General features: G+C 75.7%; 13 protein-coding genes and 1 pseudogene. 6 read left to right on the top strand and 8 right to left on the bottom strand.

The window, feature by feature from the left end; genetic code table 11:
* Positions 1–251: pseudogene (locus BJP25_RS34455) on the top strand (hypothetical protein); the annotation flags it as partial.
* A gap of 411 nt (positions 252–662) precedes the next feature.
* Positions 663–1,163 (top strand): helix-turn-helix domain-containing protein, encoded by a 501-nt coding sequence (locus BJP25_RS30775; protein WP_075978581.1) that lies wholly within the window; start codon positions 663–665, stop codon positions 1,161–1,163.
* A gap of 54 nt (positions 1,164–1,217) precedes the next feature.
* Here the strand turns inward: BJP25_RS30775 and BJP25_RS34450 are convergent, their stop codons facing one another.
* Both BJP25_RS34450 and BJP25_RS30770 read right to left on the bottom strand, forming a co-directional pair.
* Positions 1,218–1,361, bottom strand: a complete 144-nt coding sequence (locus BJP25_RS34450) for a hypothetical protein (RefSeq protein ID WP_158075735.1) — start codon at positions 1,359–1,361, stop codon at positions 1,218–1,220.
* Between the two features lie 186 nt (positions 1,362–1,547).
* Entirely contained in the window at positions 1,548–4,493 is a 2,946-nt protein-coding gene (locus tag BJP25_RS30770; RefSeq protein WP_143219403.1) for an AfsR/SARP family transcriptional regulator, read from the bottom strand.
* A 321-nt stretch (positions 4,494–4,814) separates the two neighbouring features.
* Between BJP25_RS30770 and BJP25_RS30765 the strand changes: the two genes are divergently transcribed.
* On the top strand, positions 4,815–6,026 hold the full coding sequence (locus BJP25_RS30765) for a hypothetical protein (RefSeq protein ID WP_075978579.1): 1,212 nt from the start codon (positions 4,815–4,817) through the stop codon (positions 6,024–6,026).
* A gap of 6 nt (positions 6,027–6,032) precedes the next feature.
* Entirely contained in the window at positions 6,033–6,320 is a 288-nt protein-coding gene (locus BJP25_RS30760; RefSeq protein ID WP_075978578.1) for a hypothetical protein, read from the top strand.
* On the opposite strand, the gene BJP25_RS30755 is transcribed toward BJP25_RS30760, so the two are convergent.
* From BJP25_RS30755 to BJP25_RS30740, 4 genes are all read right to left on the bottom strand, one after another.
* Positions 6,268–8,382: an AAA family ATPase gene (locus BJP25_RS30755; RefSeq protein WP_143219402.1), complete on the bottom strand. Its 2,115-nt coding sequence runs from the start codon at positions 8,380–8,382 to the stop codon at positions 6,268–6,270. The genes BJP25_RS30760 and BJP25_RS30755 overlap by 53 nt on opposite strands.
* Positions 8,383–8,479: 97 nt before the next feature.
* Positions 8,480–9,079 carry a hypothetical protein gene (locus BJP25_RS30750; RefSeq protein WP_075978577.1) on the bottom strand — a complete coding sequence of 200 codons (600 nt, stop codon included), beginning with the start codon at positions 9,077–9,079 and terminating at the stop codon, positions 8,480–8,482.
* Between the two features lie 110 nt (positions 9,080–9,189).
* Positions 9,190–10,074, bottom strand: a complete 885-nt coding sequence (locus tag BJP25_RS30745) for a hypothetical protein (RefSeq protein ID WP_075978576.1) — start codon at positions 10,072–10,074, stop codon at positions 9,190–9,192.
* Positions 10,075–10,077: 3 nt separating this feature from the next.
* Positions 10,078–10,587 carry a SigE family RNA polymerase sigma factor gene (locus BJP25_RS30740; RefSeq protein WP_075978575.1) on the bottom strand — a complete coding sequence of 170 codons (510 nt, stop codon included), beginning with the start codon at positions 10,585–10,587 and terminating at the stop codon, positions 10,078–10,080.
* A gap of 180 nt (positions 10,588–10,767) precedes the next feature.
* On the opposite strand from BJP25_RS30740, the gene BJP25_RS30735 reads away from it, so the two are divergent.
* Complete coding sequence (locus BJP25_RS30735) at positions 10,768–11,598, top strand: DUF6042 family protein (RefSeq protein ID WP_075978574.1); 831 nt, start codon at positions 10,768–10,770, stop codon at positions 11,596–11,598.
* Between the two features lie 655 nt (positions 11,599–12,253).
* Here the strand turns inward: BJP25_RS30735 and BJP25_RS30730 are convergent.
* Complete coding sequence (locus tag BJP25_RS30730; RefSeq protein WP_143219401.1) at positions 12,254–12,940, bottom strand: zinc ribbon domain-containing protein; 687 nt, start codon at positions 12,938–12,940, stop codon at positions 12,254–12,256.
* Positions 12,941–13,029: 89 nt separating this feature from the next.
* Positions 13,030–13,884: a DsbA family protein gene (locus BJP25_RS30725; RefSeq protein ID WP_075978572.1), complete on the bottom strand. Its 855-nt coding sequence runs from the start codon at positions 13,882–13,884 to the stop codon at positions 13,030–13,032.
* A gap of 168 nt (positions 13,885–14,052) precedes the next feature.
* On the opposite strand from BJP25_RS30725, the gene hrpB reads away from it, so the two are divergent.
* Positions 14,053–16,422 carry an ATP-dependent helicase HrpB gene (gene hrpB / locus BJP25_RS30720; RefSeq protein ID WP_075978571.1) on the top strand — a complete coding sequence of 790 codons (2,370 nt, stop codon included), beginning with the start codon at positions 14,053–14,055 and terminating at the stop codon, positions 16,420–16,422.
* The last annotated feature ends 39 nt before the right edge of the window (positions 16,423–16,461 follow it).

Genomic DNA, 16,461 nt, shown 5'->3' with positions numbered 1-16,461 from the left:
CCCCCGCCCCCCCCCCCACTCCCTCGCCGTCGAAGACCGCCGCGACCCCGCCCACCCCACCCCCCGCGTCCTCGTCGAAACCCCCGACCCCCGCCGCCCCCCGCCTCACCACCGCCCTCCGCGAACGCCTGGGCCTCACCTGCGACGTCCGGGTGCTGGCCGCGGGCACCCTGCCCAGGGCCGAGGCGGGCAAGGCCCAGCACCTCGTGCGCTGGGCGGACGGCCCCGCCCCGGCCCCCGGCCTCGACTGACCCGGCGTATCAGGGTCCGCGACCCGGGCGGGCCTGCCACCGCCCGGGCCGGGATCACAGACCCTGAAAGATCTCACCCCTTGGAGGGACGTGACCCGCTCCGGCTTGGCCCTGACGCGGGCAGCGCACTACTGGTCAGGACGTGGCCGGAGTCGGAGGCGCAGCCGAGCGTTGCAGGGGAGCGCGTGGACCGGCGGCGCCCCGGGCGCCACACCGACGCGCAACGGAATCCTCCGAACTGGCGACAGACACGGCGAACCCACGCCAGGCATGGTGGGGGGTTCAGGGTCCGGGCGAGGGGAAGCCGGGACCCCGCGGGCTGCGCCGGGCACCCCGGCGCACCTCCCGGACCGGGGAGGCGGGTCGCACGCGACCCTGCCCGGTCCGCCCCGCCCGGGAGGAGAGCGTCCGATGCTGAACGGTGCCGAGACCCCCAGCGGTGAGCAGGTGACCAGGGCGGTGGGCGCGGAGCTGCGGCGCACCCGCTCGCGGGTGGACTGCAGCCGCGCCCAGCTCGCCGACCGGCTCGGCTACGAGCTGCACCCGCAGACCATCGGCGCCTACGAGTCCGGTGCCCGCCAGGTCACCGTGACCCGGTTCGTCGAGATGTGCCGGGCGCTGGGCGTCGCGGCCCCCGAGGTGCTCGGGTCGGCGCTGCAGCGCGCCGCGATCGACCTCGAACTGCTGGTGCTCCGGGTCGACCTGGGCTCGGTGCTCGCCGACCCGAGCGCCGAGCTGGACGCGCTGCGGCGCTGGGCGCGCAACCGGCTCGACCAGACCGGCGGCACGCGCGTGGTGCGCCTGGAGCAGGCCGCCGTGCGGGAGATCGCCGCGTTCTGCGGGAGGTCGCCGGGAGCGATGCACCGGATCCTCGCCGACTTCACCCCCGAGAGCCCGGGGCAGCACCCCTAGGGCCAGCGCTCCCGACCGGGGAACCGTTCCCCGGTCGGGGAAGCGGTTCCCCGGTCAGGAGAGCATTCCCAGCGCGGTCGTCGCGGCGGACGTGATCCGCCACCACGCCAGCTGCGCCCCCGGCGCGGCGGCGAGCACCAGCGCGCCCACGACACCCAGGACCGCGACGGCGGCAGCCCTGTCCTTGATCTTGCCCACGTGCTCTCACTCCCTGCTCGTCCTGGGGTGCGGGACGAGTGCCCACACCCGCACGCAGCAATGCCTGCGATGCAAAACGCTTGGCTGCGTGATGGCCGGGAACGCTACAACGCGGTCGATCTTGTTGTGCGCGCGGGGCGGTCGAAGATTACCCACCAGGGAAGGAAAAGCCGACTAATCGTGTCCTTAGGACGGTCGGCGCGGCGGGTTGTCCACTATCTGTCCGCTGTGATCACCTGATCGAGCAAGCGGAAGGGTGATGTCATGGGGCAACATGTCGAGCTGTGCCCGAACCACGGCCGCCTTCACCTCATCCCCCAGCTGCACGTAGGCCGCGAGAGCGGGCGTCCACGCTGCACGTGCATCCTCATGCTTGCCCTGCTTGTGCATCACCCTGCCCAGCACCCGGAGGGCGTCGGCGCGGGCGAGGGGGGCGTTCTCCGCGTCCGCGACCGCCTGGCGGGCCTGCTCCTGCGCGGTGGCGAGCGCACCGCGCTGTTCGTGCAGCTGCGCCAGTTCCGCGCGGATCGCGATGACGAGCGGTCTGTGCGGAGCGCTCAGCGCGCCCGCCAGCGCGGTGGTGGCGAGCGATTCCGCTGCGCTCAGGTCCCCCTTGACCCGGTGCACCCGGGCGAGGCCGTGCAGGCACGCGGCCAGGGCGGCGGGCGCGGCGCCCATCTCGGCGTGGTAGCGGCCCTGGTGCAGCAGGACCTCCGCCTCGACCGGTTGGCCCAGTTGCACCCGCACCTCGCCGAAGTGGGCGCACACCCAGGCCAGGTCGGTGTGCCCGGCGCGGGAGGCGTCGTCCGCACCGAGGGCGAGGCAGCGCTCCAGCAGCGGGACCGCCGCCGCGGGGCGACCCCGGCGCAGCTCGTGCAGCCCGAGGTGCAGCAGCCCGGCGAGGAGCGCGTGCGGCGGCCCGTGCTCCTCGGCGAAGCGCCTGCCGCGGTCGAGGTGCTCGCGGGCCTGCTCCAGCTCGCCGTGGCGCAGCAGCATCACCCCGAGGTCGTGGGAGGACGACGACTCGGCCTCCCGGTGCCCGTCCGCGCGCGCCGACCCGATCGCGACGCGGTGGGCCACCAGGGAGTCCTGGTAGCAGCCGTGGAGGTCGTAGTGGGTCCCGACGGCGTGGGCGAGCCGCCAGGCCCGGGCGTGGTCGCCGGTGTCCGCCGCGAGCCGCAGCACCGCGATGACGTTGGCCCGCTCGTCGCGCAACCAGCGGGCCGCCGCCGCGGCGTCGGGCAGCGCCGCCCGCACGGCGCCGGGGACGGGGGCCAGGCGGGGGGCCTTGGGGGTGCCCGGGTCCAGCAGTTCGTCGGCGGTCGCCGCGCTCTGCAGGTAGTGGTCGACCACCCTGGTCACCGCGGCGCTGCGGGCGGCGCCGTCCTCCTCGCCCGCCCGGCGGCGGGCGAACTCGCGCAGCAGGCCGTGGAAGCGGTAGCGGCCCGGCGCCCGGCCCGGTTGCAGCAGGTGGGCGTCCACCAGCACCGACAGGCAGGCCTCGGCCTGCCCGAGGGGCAGCCCGGTGCACGAGGCGGCGACCTCGGCGCCGAAGTCGGCACCGGGGTGCAGGCCCAGCAGCCCGAAGGCCCGGCGGGGCGCGCCGCCCAGGAGCCGGTGGGTGTGCCCGGTGATCGAGGCGACGGAGAAGCCCTCGCCGCCGAGGTCGAGCAGCCGGGCCGGGTCGGCGCTGAGCGCGCCCGCGCCGAACGCGACCACGTGCTCGACCGCCAGGTTGACCACCAGCGGCAGGCCCCCGCACGCCGCCAGCAGGTCCTCGGCCAGCCGCCCCGGCGGCCGGGCGCGGAACCGGCGGGCGGCGAGCTCGGCGGACTCGGCCGGGGACAGCGGGGGCACGTGCACCCGCCGGGCGCCCGACCAGGCGGTGAGGGAGGTGATCCGCTGCCTCGTGGTGATCAGCACGAGGCAGTCGGCGAGCACCTTGATGAGGTCCTTCACCTGCTCGCGGTCGCGCACCCCGTCCAGCACCACCAGGGTGTGCCGGTCGGCGAGCGCCTGGCGCAGCAGCACCTCGCGCTCCTGGGGGCTGCCCCGGCCGTCCACCTGCCTGCCGAGGGCGAGCAGGAGCTCGTCGACCACGGCCGCCCGCGGCCGGACGCCGCCGTCGTCCCACCCGTCCAGGTCGACGTGCAGGCTGCCGCCGTTGAAGCGCGACTGCGCGCGGTGCCCCCAGTGCGCCGCCAGGGCGGACTTGCCGACCCCCGGCATCCCGTCGAGCACGAGGACGCCGCGCAGCGGGTCGCCGTCGGCGAGACCAGCGGCCACGTCCAGCTCGGCCAGCAGGTCCGCGCGCCCGGTGAAATCGGGGCTGTCCACGGGGAGTCCGCGCGGCACCGGGTGGTGCGGGACGGGGGTCCCGCCGGTGGCGGTGGGGAGCCCGCTGTCGTGGTGGGCGCGGACCTGCTCGGCGCTGTCCGGGTCCCCCTCGTCGAGGTAGTGCTTGCGCATCCCCAGGTAGTAGGTGGTGGCCTCGCGCTGCCTGCCCAGGCCGCGCAGGGCGGTGATGCGCCGCTCGGCGAACTCGACGTCGTGCGGGCCTTCGTCCTCCTGCAGCTCCAGCAGGGTCGACAGCGCGTCCTGGTGGGCGCCCCGGGCCAGCAGCGAGTCGACGAGCGCGCGGCGCGCGGTGAGCCGGGCGGGCTGCCCGTGGGTGGCGCGGGCACCGTCGGCGAACGGGGTGGTGAGGTCGTCGAGGAGGTCGCCGCGCCAGAGCGCGAGCGCCTGCCGCGCGGTGTCCTCGGCGGCCGGGTCGCCCGCGCGCGCCTGCACCGCCGCGGTGTCGGCGAGCCTGCGGAAGCGGTGGAAGTCCACGAGGTCCGGGTCGACGTCGAGGCGGAAGCGGCCCCGGCGCCCGGAGATGGTGGCGGGCGCGGCCACCCCCTTGAGGTGGGTGCGGATCTTGGCCGCGTACCCCTCCAGGGTGCTCTGCGGGTCGTCGGGCGGGCGGGCGGCCCACACCCAGTCCAGGAGCTGCTCGACCGGGACCCACCGGCCCACCCGGTAGGCGAGCAGGCCGAGCACGGCCCGCTGCCGCGGCGGGCCCCAGTCCTCGACGAGCGCGCCACCGACGCGCAGCGCGGTGGCGCCGAGGATCCCCAGAACCGTGTCCACCAGCTCCACCCCTGTAGCTGGGCCCGCACCCGGGCACGAGGTTCGACCACCCAAAGACACATGCGCATGACTCTGCGTGATTCCGCAGTGTAGCGACGGTTCGCCGGACACCGCACGGAAAGTGGATCGAAAGTCAACCCAACGGCCCAGCGCCCCTGCGGCGGCACGCACCCGCGGACAACTCCGCGCACCGGGATCCCCGCCTGCGGACGGAAAGCGCGCCGCACGGCGGTTCGACCGGGTGGCGGGCGCACCGTTGTGGAGCACCCGAGGGAGAGCGCCTCCCGGCGGCCGCGGCCGCGTCCGGGGTGCGGCAGGGGGATGACGGACGTGACGACGTGGGTGCGGGGTCCGGTCGGGCTCGACGGGGAGGGCCGCGCGACGCGGCGGGGCTGCAAGGCGGTCTTGGCGGTGGTGCCGACGATCACGGCGGGGACCAGGTTGCTCGACCTGCTGCCGGTGTTCGACGGGGACCACCGGGTGCACGTGGTGTTCACCGTCCCGGACGCGGGCGACCGCTGGCACGGCGTGGACGCCTTCGCCCGCGGCCTCGGTGGTCTGGTGCTGCCGTGGGACCAGGCGCGCAGGCAGCGGTGGGACCTCGTGCTCGCCGCGAGCCCCGACTGCACGGCGCAGGTGCACGGGAAGCTGCTCCTGCTGCCGCACGGCGCGGGCGCGGGCAAGACCCGTGCCCGGAGCCGGATGCAGCCGGGGGCGACGCGGGGCAGCACGGGGTTGGACCGGGAGGTGCTCACCACGAGCGGCCGGGTGGTGCCCGCCGCCATCGCCCTGCCCACCGCGGCGGACCGGGCGCTGCTGCGCCGCACCTGCCCGGAGGCGCTGCCCGCCGCGGTCGTCACCGGCGACATCTGCTTGGCGCGCTTGGACGCGGGCGCCGCCCACCGCGACCGCTACCGGGCGGCGCTGGGCGTCCCACCGCGCGGGCGGTTGGTCACCGCGTGCTCGACGTGGTCGACCGAGTCCGCGTTCGGCGCGCACCCGGACCTGCTGGCGCGCCTGGCGTCCGAAGTGGAGGGGACCGGGACGGTGGTCGCCGCGGTCTTCCACCCCAACGTGTGGGCGGTGCACGGCGCCTGGCAGCTGAGGTCGTGGTTGGCCGACGCGCTCGCGGCGGGGCTGCGGGTGCTGCCGCCGGACCGGGGGTGGCAGGCCGCGGTGAGCGCCGCCGACGTCGTGCTCGGCGACCACGGTTCGACGAGCGTCTACTCCGGAGCCCTCGGCGCGCGCTTCGCCCTGGCGGCCTTCCCGGACGGCAACACCCGCCCCGGGAGCCCCGGCGACGTCCTCGCCCGGGGCGTCGGCCGCCTCGACCACGACCGCCCCCTGCGCCCGCAGATCGATGCGGCGAGCCCCCACCGGGACATCCCGGCCCTGCGCCGCGCGATCAGCGCCCGTTCCCCCGTCCCGCACGCCGTGCTGCGCCGGACGGCCTACGCCCTGCTCGACCTGCCGGAGCCCCCGTGGCCCGCCCGGCTCCTCCCGCCCGCAGACCCGGAACCCCTGGACTGGTAAGACACCGTGAACTCGATCGAGCCCCTCGCCCCGGGTGTCTGCCGCGTGCACTGGCGCGCGGGCCCCCCGGGGCTGTCCCCCGGCGACGTGCTGGTGGCCGCCCGCCCCGGGGCGAGCCCCCGCTGGCTCGCCGCGGCGGACGTCGTGGTGACCACGTGGACCGAACAGGCCATCGACCTGGCCGTCCGCCGCTACACCGAGGACCTGGCCGCCGCCCTGCACCAGCGAGGTCCCCGACCGTTCACCGACCGGGGTGGTCCGCTTGCGGTGCCAGGGCCGCGGCCAGCGCCGTGACCCGCTCGACGGCGGCGCGGTCGCCGGTGGCCTCGAAGAAGCCCGCGGCCCCCGCCCAGTGGCGGGCGGCGCCGTCGACGTCGCCGGTGCGGGCGGCGACCTCGCCCATGCGCTCCAGGATCTCCGCCTGGTAGTGCGGTGAGCCGAACTCGGCCATCTCCGCCAGCGCGGCCCGGAGCACGTCGAGCGCGCGCCCCGGGGCCCCGGCGAGCACGTGCGCTTCGGCGGTGCGCATGACCGCGCGGGCGTGCTGGGTGGGGTCGCCGAGGTCGCGCATGGTGGCGGCGACCGACCCGAGCAGGCGGGCGGCGTCGTCGAAGCGGCCCCGGCGCAGCAGCACCTCGGCGATCCTGCGGTCGCACAGCGCCACCCCGCGCACCCGCCCGAGGCCGACGTTCAGGTCGCGGGCTCGCCGGTAGTGCGCGGCGGCTGCCTCGGGGTCGTCGTCCACCACGGCGACCCCCAGCTGCTCCAGGGCGCTCGCCTCTGCGGCGGCGTCGCCCGCGGCGCGGGCCAGGTCAACCGCGGCGGTGTCGTGCTCCACCGCCTCGGCGCGCCTGCCCAGCTTGGCGCAGGCGTAGCCGAGCTGGACGCGAACCAGCGCCTCGGCCCGCCGGTCGCCGAGGCGCTGGGCGGCGGCCACCCCCGCGTGCTGCAAGTCGATCCACTCCGCGTAGCGGCGGCTGTGCAGGAAGTCGCCCCACAGCGCCTCGCAGAACTGCCACACCAGGTCGTCGCGGCCCAGCTCCACGGCGGCGGCCACCGCCGCGGTGATCGACTCCCGCTCGACGGCCACCCAGGCCAGCGCGGCCGCGGGCGTGCAGGCGGCAGGCTCCACCCGCCCGTAGCGGGGCCCGAGCCGCGGGCGCCGGGGGTGGACCACCAGGTCGACGGCCACCACCCGATCCAGGTACCACTCCACCATCCGCTCCCGCACGCGCCGCCCCCCGTCGCCCGCCCAGCCCCGCGCGTGCAGGCGCACGAGGTCGTGCATGCCGAACCGGCCGTCGGCCACCTCCGCGACGAGGTTCGCCTCGACCAGCTCGTCCACGGCGTCGAGCACGTCCGCCACCGGCTCGTCCACCCCGGCCGCGACGACGGCGGCGCCGAACTCCCGACCGGGGTGCCAGGCGCAGGCGCGGTGCACCCGCGCGGTGCGCTCGTCCAGCGCCGACGCCGCGACGTCGAGCACCACGCCGACGGACTCGCCGCCGCGCAGCGCCAACCGGTCCACCCGCCCCGCCTCGCCGCGCAGCTCGCCCACCTCGGTGGCGAAGGTGCGGTGGGCGCGACCGGCGAGGCGGGCCGCCACCACGCCCAGCGCCAGCGGCAGCCCGCCGCACAGCTCGGCGGCGGCCAGCGCCGCGCCGGGCTCGGCGGCCACCCGCTCGGCGCCGACGACGGCGTCGAAGAGCCGCAGCGCGTCGGCCCCGGCCACGGGCCCCGGGTCGACCCACCGCGCGCCCACCACCGCCAGCCCGGACAGCCGCGCCCGGCTCGTCACCACGACGAGCCCGGCCGCGGGCAGCAGGGGGCGCACCTGCGCGGCGGACACCGCGTCGTCGAGCAGCACGACGAGACGGCGGTCAGCGGTCATCGACCGGTACAGGACCTCGCAGCGCTCGCGCTCCAGCGGCACCCGGTCCGGCTCGACGCCGAGCGACAGCAGGAAACCGCCCAGTACCGCGGCCGGGGTGCGCGGCTCACCGGTGTCCGGGTCGCGCAACCGCGCCACGAGCTGCCCGTCGTCGAACCCCGCCCCGACCCGGTGCAGCCAGTGCACGGCCAACGCCGTCTTGCCCAGCCCCGGGACCCCGGTGACGACGATCGGCGCCGAGGTCCCCGCCACGGCGTCCAGCGCCGCGTCCAGCGCCGCGAGTTCCGCGTCCCGGCCGACGAAGCCCCCGGGGTCGGGTGGCAGCTCGCGGGGGACGACCTCACGAGCCGCCGGGTGGAAGTGCACGTCGCGGACGGAAGCGGCCTGCACGACGTTCCCCGCGACGGCGCCGGAGATGGTGTTGGCAGTGCCCGACCGCCCGGTCGCCGCTCCCTGACCTCCCACGACACCCCCCGGTCCGCATCAGGCCGCACCCGACCTTTCTAGCGGAACCCGAGGGTGCCCTGGGGTGTTTCTACCCCGGATGGGCTAGGAGCTGCGGTCAGCCGGTCTGCTCTGCGACGGAGACGGCGGTGCCGGTGGTGGTGGCGACGATGGTGACTGTGTCGCCGGTGGCGATGTCGGACCGGGTGACGGTGCCCGCGGAGCCGGTGCCCGCGGAGCCCGGGGCGCCGCCCATGGCGGAGTACGTCGTGGTGGAGTCGATCGTGTAGGTCTTGGTGTAGCCGTCGGTGCTGGCTGTGGTGATGGTGGTGTCGGTGACAGCGGTGACCTCACCGGTCTGGAGGGTTTCGGTGACGTAGTTGCCGGAGCTGTCGGTGGTGGTGAACTCGCCGTGCAGGGCGTCCATGAGGCCGGGGCCGCCGCCACCGGGGGCGCCCGTGCCCATGCCGCCCATGCCTCCCATGCCGCCGCCGGGGCCCGCCGACGCCGACGCGGAGGAGTCGGTGGAGGAGTTGGAGGCGGCGTAGATGGCGGCCCCGCCGCCGACCGCGATGGCCAGGGCGACCGCGGCGGCGATGGCGATGCGGCGGGCCCGGCCGACGGGCTTGGCGGGCCGCGGGTCCTGGGCGGGCAGCGGGGTGGTGGGCGGGGTGAATTGCTCAGTGGTGGGCGGGGTGAACTGCTCAGTGGTGGTCATCGTGGCTCTCCAGGGGCTCAGGGTGTTCGACTCGCTGGTGAGGACCACGATGCGGGCCGGAGCTGTGCGCGGACTGTGGCCCCGGTGGGACGGTGCTGTGCCCAGGATCGTCACAGCGACCAGTGCGGGTCCAAGACCAGTTCCACCAGGTCGTCCGCGCTCAGGCGCACGCTCGTCGCGGGGGCGTCGGGCAGGGTGCTCGACTCCGCGGCGACCTCCACCCCGTCCGGGCGGTAGTAGGTCGCGATGGTGGACTGCTGGTAGCGGCCCGGCGCGGGAAGCGCCTCCTTGTGCGCGTACGTCACCTCTGCCACCAGCAGGTACCCGCCGTCCGACAGCGTGGACAGGGTGCACTCGACGCGCCCGCCCCGGGACGGATCGGTGTGGTGCTGGGCGCACTTCTCGTCGAGGCGCGTCGAAGGCACCGGCGACTCGTACGCCTTGACCGCGAGGCCGAGGTAGGAGTTCGTCGGCGCGGTGTCGATGCGCGCCCCCACCGAGAAGCCCATCTGGCGCGGCGGCACGGGCACCGAGGAGGTCGGGAGTTCGCTGAAGGGGCCCGCGAACCCCTCGTCCGGGCGCGTCTGCACCCCCGCCACCCCGCCGACGACGGCCCGGACGCGCGTCTGGAGGTACTGGCTCGCCGCCGCGCGCAGCTGGGCGGCGCCGCTGGTGTCCAGGGTGGTGCCGGGCGTGCCGGGCGCGGGCCACGACACCGGGCCGGTCACGACGGCGCCCGCAGTCGGCGGGGTCGACGCGGCGGCGACCGTGGGCGCGGCAGGCGCCACACGCACGGCGGGGACCTGCTCCCGGGGCAGGACCGCCACCGCGGCGGCAGCCGCGGCGACCACGACCACCCCGCCCGTGGACGCCAGCAGCGCCCGGCGCCGGGTGGCGGCCCGGCCCCGGTCCGCCACCGCCCCCGGGTCGAAGCCCAGCGGGGGCTCGGCGGCCAGGGCCGCGGTGAACTCCTCGGTCAGCGTCTTCTCGTCCATCGGTCACCTCACCGGGTTGTCGAACGTGGCGTAGTGGGCGCGCAGGGCGTCGAGCCCGCGCGCGGACTGGCTCTTGACGGTGCCCTCGGAGATCCCGAGCGCGGCGGCGGTCGCGGGCACGGACAGCCCGCAGAAGTACCTCAGCACCAGCACCGCCCGCTGCCGGGGCGCGAGCCGGGCGAGGGCGGCCAGCAGCGGCCCGCGGGCGTCGACCCGCTCGGTCTCACCGCCCACCCCGGCCGGATCGGGCAGGACGCCGGAGCGGTCCTCGCGCCGCCGCCACGGCCTGCGCCGCTCGTCCAGCCAGGTGCGCACGAGCGTGCGCCGGGCGTAGTTCAACGGCGGGTCCGCCGCGCCCAACCGGGGCCAGGCCCGGTAGAGCTTGAGCAGCGCGTCCTGCACCAGGTCCTCGGCGAGGTGCCAGTCCGAGCTGAGCAGGTACGCCTGCCTGCGCAGTGGCAGCGCCTGCGCGGCGGCGAAGTCGCGGAACCGCGCCTCGTCGGCTGGGCGCATGCCACCTCCCCGGGGTGGTTCGTCTCCTCATGCCACTGCCTACGCGGGAAGTGGCGCGGACGGTTGCACCCCCGGCGCCGGGCCCCCGCGACCGGTAGCCGCCCGTCGCCCTCCGGTGACGCACCGCCACACGCCCGAATACCTGGTAACACAGGGGTTCCCGGCGGAGATGCATTGTCCATGGCCGTAGACGACAACCAGGGCGAGGCGCACCGTGGCGGGCTCTTCCGCGAGGTCTTCGACGGCCTCGGCTGGGGCCGCTTCGTCCCGCACGCCGCAGTCGAGGTGCTGGGCGTGGTCGTCATGCTCGGCTGCCCCACCCGCGACCAGGTCGGCAGGCTCGTCGGTCGCACCCCCGACGCGCGCGCGGGCCTGGCCGCCCCGGCCTGGGAGGAGTTCGAGCCCTGGACCGAAACCAGCCTCAGCACCGCCCTCGACGGCGAACCCCCGTCCCCCCTCGACGTCGACCGGGCCAACGCCGAGGACCGCGCCTGGCTCGACCGCACCATCGCCGACGTCGACCGCTACGCCGACAGCCTGGGCGTGACCCATCCCCGCACCACAGCGGACGTCCTGGATTACCTCACCGCCTGCACGGTCCTGTTGGCCACCACCGAACGCGGCGAGGTCCACTACGAGCTCAACCCCTGGGCCGCCCTCCCCGCCGAAGTCCTCCCCCTGACCCGCGACCAGGTCCGCGAGGAGGACGCCCTCCGCTGGATCGCCCTCCACCGCCCCGTGGTGCGCAAGCTGATCGCCCTCTTCGGCCCCTACACCGACACCCCCATCGACGCCCTGCGCACCACCCTGCTGGACCTCGCCGAACGCTGCGCCGCCGACGTGGAGTCGGTGCGGGCAGCGGTGTCGATCCTCGCCGAACAACCGGACTTCTGCGTGAAGGGCAACCCGGAACGGTTGGCCGCGGGGGACTTGCTGGAGATCCGCGTGGACTGGGCGAACTTCATCGAGTACCGGTTGGACATTGCCGCTGGGACGATCGAGTCACCTTGAGGTGGGGCGGGGCGTGTCGCCTCGCCTTCGGCTTCGGCTCTGGGAAGAGCACGGGATTTTCTGTGCTGGCTCGATGTGGTGGTTGCGCTTGACCGGGGCCCCTGCGGCGATCATGTGCTCGGGGTGGGGAAAAGGTGAGGCCTGCGGCCCCACCCCCCGCCGTGGGTAGCACATGATCGCCTTCCCCGGTCAAGCACAACCACCACATCGAGCAGGGCCGTAGCCGGGCCGCCGGTTCCGTAGGTGGGCGCGCTGCTTCGCACTGTCGGGCAAGCGTTACGAGGTGACTTGGCAGGCGGCGGCTTCGCCGCCGCCAAGCCACCTCCCAGGGGCAGGGGCGGCGGCGAAGCCGCCGCACCCCACACCCGTCCCCGGCTCTCGTCCTCCGCTTTTCCCACGACGCAAGCACTTACGGGCCGGGCAGCCCGGCTACGGACATGCTCGATGCGGTGGACTTGTTTGGGTGGGGAAGGCGATCATGAGCTACCCTGTCCGGGTTGAGCGGGGCTCTTTTCGCCCCAGCTTTTCCCGCTCTCTCAGCTCATGATCGCCGTAGGGGCCCCACCCAAACAGGTCCACCGCATCGAGCCAGCAACAAAACCCCCGCACCAAACGCCGAAGCCGCAGGCGAGGCGACACACAAGCGACAAGCCCATCACCCCCGAGGCTTCGAGCTCCCCTCAGCCCCACCGCTGTGCGACAACAACTTCGCGTAGCACCCATCACTCGGGATCGACCGCGCGTCGCACCACGCGTTCGCGGCCTCCCCCGTGCCGTAGCCGGTGGGGATCACCGTCACCCAGTAGTCGGCGTTCTTGTAGGTCGGGTAGTCACCGGACCACAGCAGCACAGCGTCCGGGTACTGGGCGTGCAGGGACTCGAAGTCCTCCCAGACCTCCACGTACCCGTACGCCACCCCGCCCACGACCATGCCCGGCTTCTTCGACGACAGCTGGGGGACCCACTGGCCGATCAGGGTTTCGGCGGTGGCGCGGTCTTGCGAGACCTGCTCCTCCAACGCGGCGCGCGCGGACTCCTCCGTGTCCGCTGCCCCGGTCGTGGTCGGCGGCTCGCTGGACGACGGGGACGACGGGTAGGTCGGGTACGGGTAGGTCGGGTAGGACGGGGAGGACGAGCGCGTGCGCGTGGGGGGCACGTACGTCGGCGTCTGGTAGCCCGATCCCGAGTAGTCGGAGCCGAAACCGCCGCCGAGCGCGGTGTAGTCGCGGCCTGCGGGGCGGTCCTGGTCGGCCACGGCGAAGCCGAGGGCGGTGGCCAGGGCGGCGCTGGTGAGGCTGACCACGATGGCGGTGATGGCGTTGGCCGGGCTGGTGCGGCCCATGAGCACTCCCTGCGGGCGCGAGGATCTGTCTCCTCGAACGTCGCAGGGAGCGCTCCGGTGTTAGCAGCCAGGTGGGTGACAGATACCCGTCAGCCCGCGTTGGCGACGACCTGGTCGATCCAGTTGGCCTGGGCGGTGCTGACCGGTCGGCCGTTGACGGCGACGGTGGGGGTGCCGAAGGCCTTCTGGCCGTCGCCGGCCTCCTGGAGGAGGGCGTCGGTGGTGCGGGCCTTGTCGTACTCGGCGGTGACGGCGGAGTCGTACTTGCCCGCGGTGATGCCGTCGGCGAAGGCCTGGCTGGTCAGGCCCATGGCCTTGCCCAGGTCGATGAGCTGCTGCTTGTCCCAGCCGCGGCCGCCCTCGGTGGGCTGGGTGTCGTAGAGGCTCTTGTGGAACTGGACGAACTTGCCCTCGTCGGCGGCCAGCAGCGCGGCGTTGGCGGCGTCGGTGGAGTAGCCCGCGGGGTCCGAACGCTCGTTGAGCAGGTTCACCAGGTGGTAGCGGACCTTGATGGTGCCCGCCTCCAGCTTCTGCTCCAGCGCGGCGGAGTTGGTCTGCTCGAACTGCCCGCAGATGGGGCAGAGGAAGTCCTCGTAGATGTCGATGGTGACCCCGGCGGTGTCCTTGCCGACGAGGACCGTGGCGCCGTCCCTGGTGTTGGGCAGGTCGTTGGCGACCTGGGCGACGGGGATGGCGGAGTCCTGGGTGGCGTTCTTCTTGCTGTTGGTCCACAGCACGCCGCCGATCACCGCGGCGGCCACCACGACCACCGCGACGACGCCGAGGATGAGCCGGGTGCGGTCCGCGCCGCCGCTGCCGCGCGCCGCCGCGACGGCCTTGGCGCCGCTCGACCGCTGCGCGGGACCGCGCGCCTGCCCGCCCTTGCCGCCGCCGCTGCGCTGCTCCTGCCTGCGCTTGCGTTCGTTGCGCTCAGCTCCGCCCACCGCTCCTCCTCATGCCTCCTGCACCTTCTCACGGGCGAACCGGACGTCCGGTGACAACCCGGTACGCGGGTGTACCGCCGCCGGGGGACCCAAGGCGCGCCGAGGGGCCACGAGCCCCTGGTCACGTGCGCCGAGGCTACCGGCGCTCGCTGAGGGCAGCCTGAGAGGCTGGACCCCGTGCTGCCCGTCCACGCCGCCCTCGACGACATCGCCGCCGCGCTGGCCGACCGCGGTGCCGCGGTCCTCGTCGCGCCCCCGGGCACGGGCAAGACGACCGTGGTCCCGCTGGCCCTGCCCGGCCGCGTGGTGGTCGCCGAACCCCGCAGGCTCGCGGCGCGCGCCGCGGCCACCCGGATGGCGGCGTCGCTGGGCGAGGCCGTGGGCGGGCAGGTCGGCTACTCGGTGCGCGGCGACCGGCGGGTGTCGGCGGCGACCCGGGTGGAGTTCGTGACCTCGGGGCTGCTGGTGCGCAGGCTCCAGCACGACCCGGAGCTGGCCGGGGTGGACGTGGTGGTGCTCGACGAGGTGCACGAGCGCCACCTCGACGCCGACCTGCTGCTGGCCCTGCTGCTCGACGCCCGCGACGGCCTGCGCCCGGACCTGCGGCTGCTGGCCACGTCCGCGACGGTGGCCGCGACGACCCTGGCCGACCTGCTCGACGCCCCCGTGATCACCGTGGACGCCGTCGCCCACCCCGTGGCCGAGACCTACGTGCCCCCGCAGCGGGGCGAGCGCGTGGAGTCCACCGTGGCCCGCGCAGTCCGAACGGCACTGTCAGCAGTGGACGGTGATGTGCTGGCGTTCCTGCCCGGGGTCGGGGAGATCCGGCGGGTGGCCGGGATGCTGTCCGACCTCGACGTCGTGGAGCTGCACGGCAGGCTGCCGCTGGACAGGCAGAGCGCGGCGCTGCGGCCGGGCGAGGGGCGGCGGGTGGTGCTGGCCACGTCGGTCGCGGAGTCGAGCCTGACCGTGCCGGGCGTGCGCGCGGTGGTCGACTCGGGGCTCTCGCGCGTGCCGCGGGTCGACCACCGGCGCGGCATGTCCGGCCTGGCGACGGTCCGGGTGTCGGCGGCGGTGGCCACCCAGCGGGCGGGCCGGGCCGGGCGCGAGGCCCCGGGCCGGGTGTTCCGGTGCTGGCCCGAGCACGAGCAGTCGACCCTGCCGCGCTACCCGGAACCGGAGGTGCGCACGGCCGACCTCACCCGCCTCGCGCTGGAGCTGGCGGTGTGGGGGACCCCGGACGGGTCGGGGCTGCGCTGGTGGGACGCGCCGCCCCCGGGTCCGCTGGCGGCGGGCCGCGAGGTGCTGACCGCGCTGGGCGCCCTGGACCCCGGCGGGGTGACCGCGCGCGGCCGGGAGATGGCCCGCCTGGGCCTGCACCCGCGCCTGGCCAGGGCCCTGCTCGACGCCGCACCGGAGGTGGGGTCGCGCGCGGCGGCCGAGGTGGTGGCCGTCCTCGACGACGACGGCCTGGTGGACGGGGTCGACCTGGAGGCGGGCCTGCGCCGCCTGCGCGCCGGTTCCCCGTCGACGGCCCGCTGGCGCCGCGAGGTCGACCGCCTGCTCCGCGACGTCCCCGCGGCGAGGGGCTCGGGCCCGGCGGCGGCGCTGGTGACCGCCCTCGCCCACCCGGAGCGCGTCGGCCGCAGGCGGCCGGGGGCCGACCCGGTGTACCTGCTCGCCAACGGCACCGCGGTCACCGCGCCGGGCCTGGGCGACCCGGAGTGGATCGCCGTCGCCGTCGCCGACCGCCCGCCCGGCGCCGCCGAGGGCAGGGCGCGCTTGGCGGTGGCGGCCTCGCAGGACCTCGCCGTGCGCGTCGGGGACGTGGCGGAGGCCGACGAGGTCGCGTGGAGCGGGGGCGACGTCGTGGCCCGCCACGTCCGCCGGGTGGGCGCGATCGTGCTGTCGTCCCGCCCCCTGGCCACCCCACCGGCCGACGCCGTCCGCGCCGCCGTCCTCGACGGCCTGCGCCGCGACTTCGGCGTCCTGCGCTTCTCCCCCGCGGCGACCGCGCTGCGCAACCGCTTGCGCCTGCTGCACGCGGAGCTGGGCCCGCCCTGGCCCGCCGTCTCCGACGCGGACCTGCTCGCCGCGGCCGACCGCTGGCTCGGCTCCCCCCGCTCCCGCGCCGACCTGGAGAAGCTCGACCTGCTGGCGGCCCTGCGCACCCTGCTCCCCTGGCCCGAGGCCGCCCACCTCGACGACCTCGCCCCCGAACGCCTCCCCGTCCCCTCCGGCTCGGCCGTCCGCGTCGACTACACCGCCGACCGCCCCACCCTGCCGGTCAAGGTGCAGGAGGTGTTCGGCTGGACCGACACCCCCACCATCGTCGACGGCCGCGTCCCCGTGGTCCTGCACCTGCTCTCCCCCGCGGGCCGCCCGGTTGCCGTCACCGCCGACCTGCGCTCCTTCTGGGCCCAGGGCTACCCCCAGGTCCGCTCCGAACTGCGCGGCCGCTACCCCAAGCACCGCTGGCCCGAGGACCCCCTCACCGCCGAACCCACCCGCCACACCACCCAGCGCCGCAAACCCTGACCTGTCCACACCCCCTCACCTATCCACACCCCCCACCCC

The sequence above is a fragment of the Actinokineospora bangkokensis genome (genome assembly GCF_001940455.1).
In the GTDB taxonomy this organism is placed as follows: domain Bacteria; phylum Actinomycetota; class Actinomycetes; order Mycobacteriales; family Pseudonocardiaceae; genus Actinokineospora; species Actinokineospora bangkokensis.
Note: the sequence above shows the minus strand (reverse complement) of the source record. Positions and strands in the feature narration are given on the sequence as shown.

Excerpts from the sequence above, each read along its gene's own strand:
- BJP25_RS30775 (WP_075978581.1), top strand. The coding sequence starts at position 663 with ATGCTGAACGGTGCCGAGACCCCCAGCGGTGAGCAGGTGACCAGGGCG.
- BJP25_RS30765 (WP_075978579.1), top strand. The coding sequence starts at position 4,815 with ATGACGGACGTGACGACGTGGGTGCGGGGTCCGGTCGGGCTCGACGGG.
- BJP25_RS30750 (WP_075978577.1), bottom strand. The coding sequence starts at position 9,079 with ATGACCACCACTGAGCAGTTCACCCCGCCCACCACTGAGCAATTCACC.
- BJP25_RS30745 (WP_075978576.1), bottom strand. The coding sequence starts at position 10,074 with ATGGACGAGAAGACGCTGACCGAGGAGTTCACCGCGGCCCTGGCCGCC.
- BJP25_RS30740 (WP_075978575.1), bottom strand. The coding sequence starts at position 10,587 with ATGCGCCCAGCCGACGAGGCGCGGTTCCGCGACTTCGCCGCCGCGCAG.
- BJP25_RS30735 (WP_075978574.1), top strand. The coding sequence starts at position 10,768 with ATGGCCGTAGACGACAACCAGGGCGAGGCGCACCGTGGCGGGCTCTTC.
- BJP25_RS30730 (WP_143219401.1), bottom strand. The coding sequence starts at position 12,940 with ATGGGCCGCACCAGCCCGGCCAACGCCATCACCGCCATCGTGGTCAGC.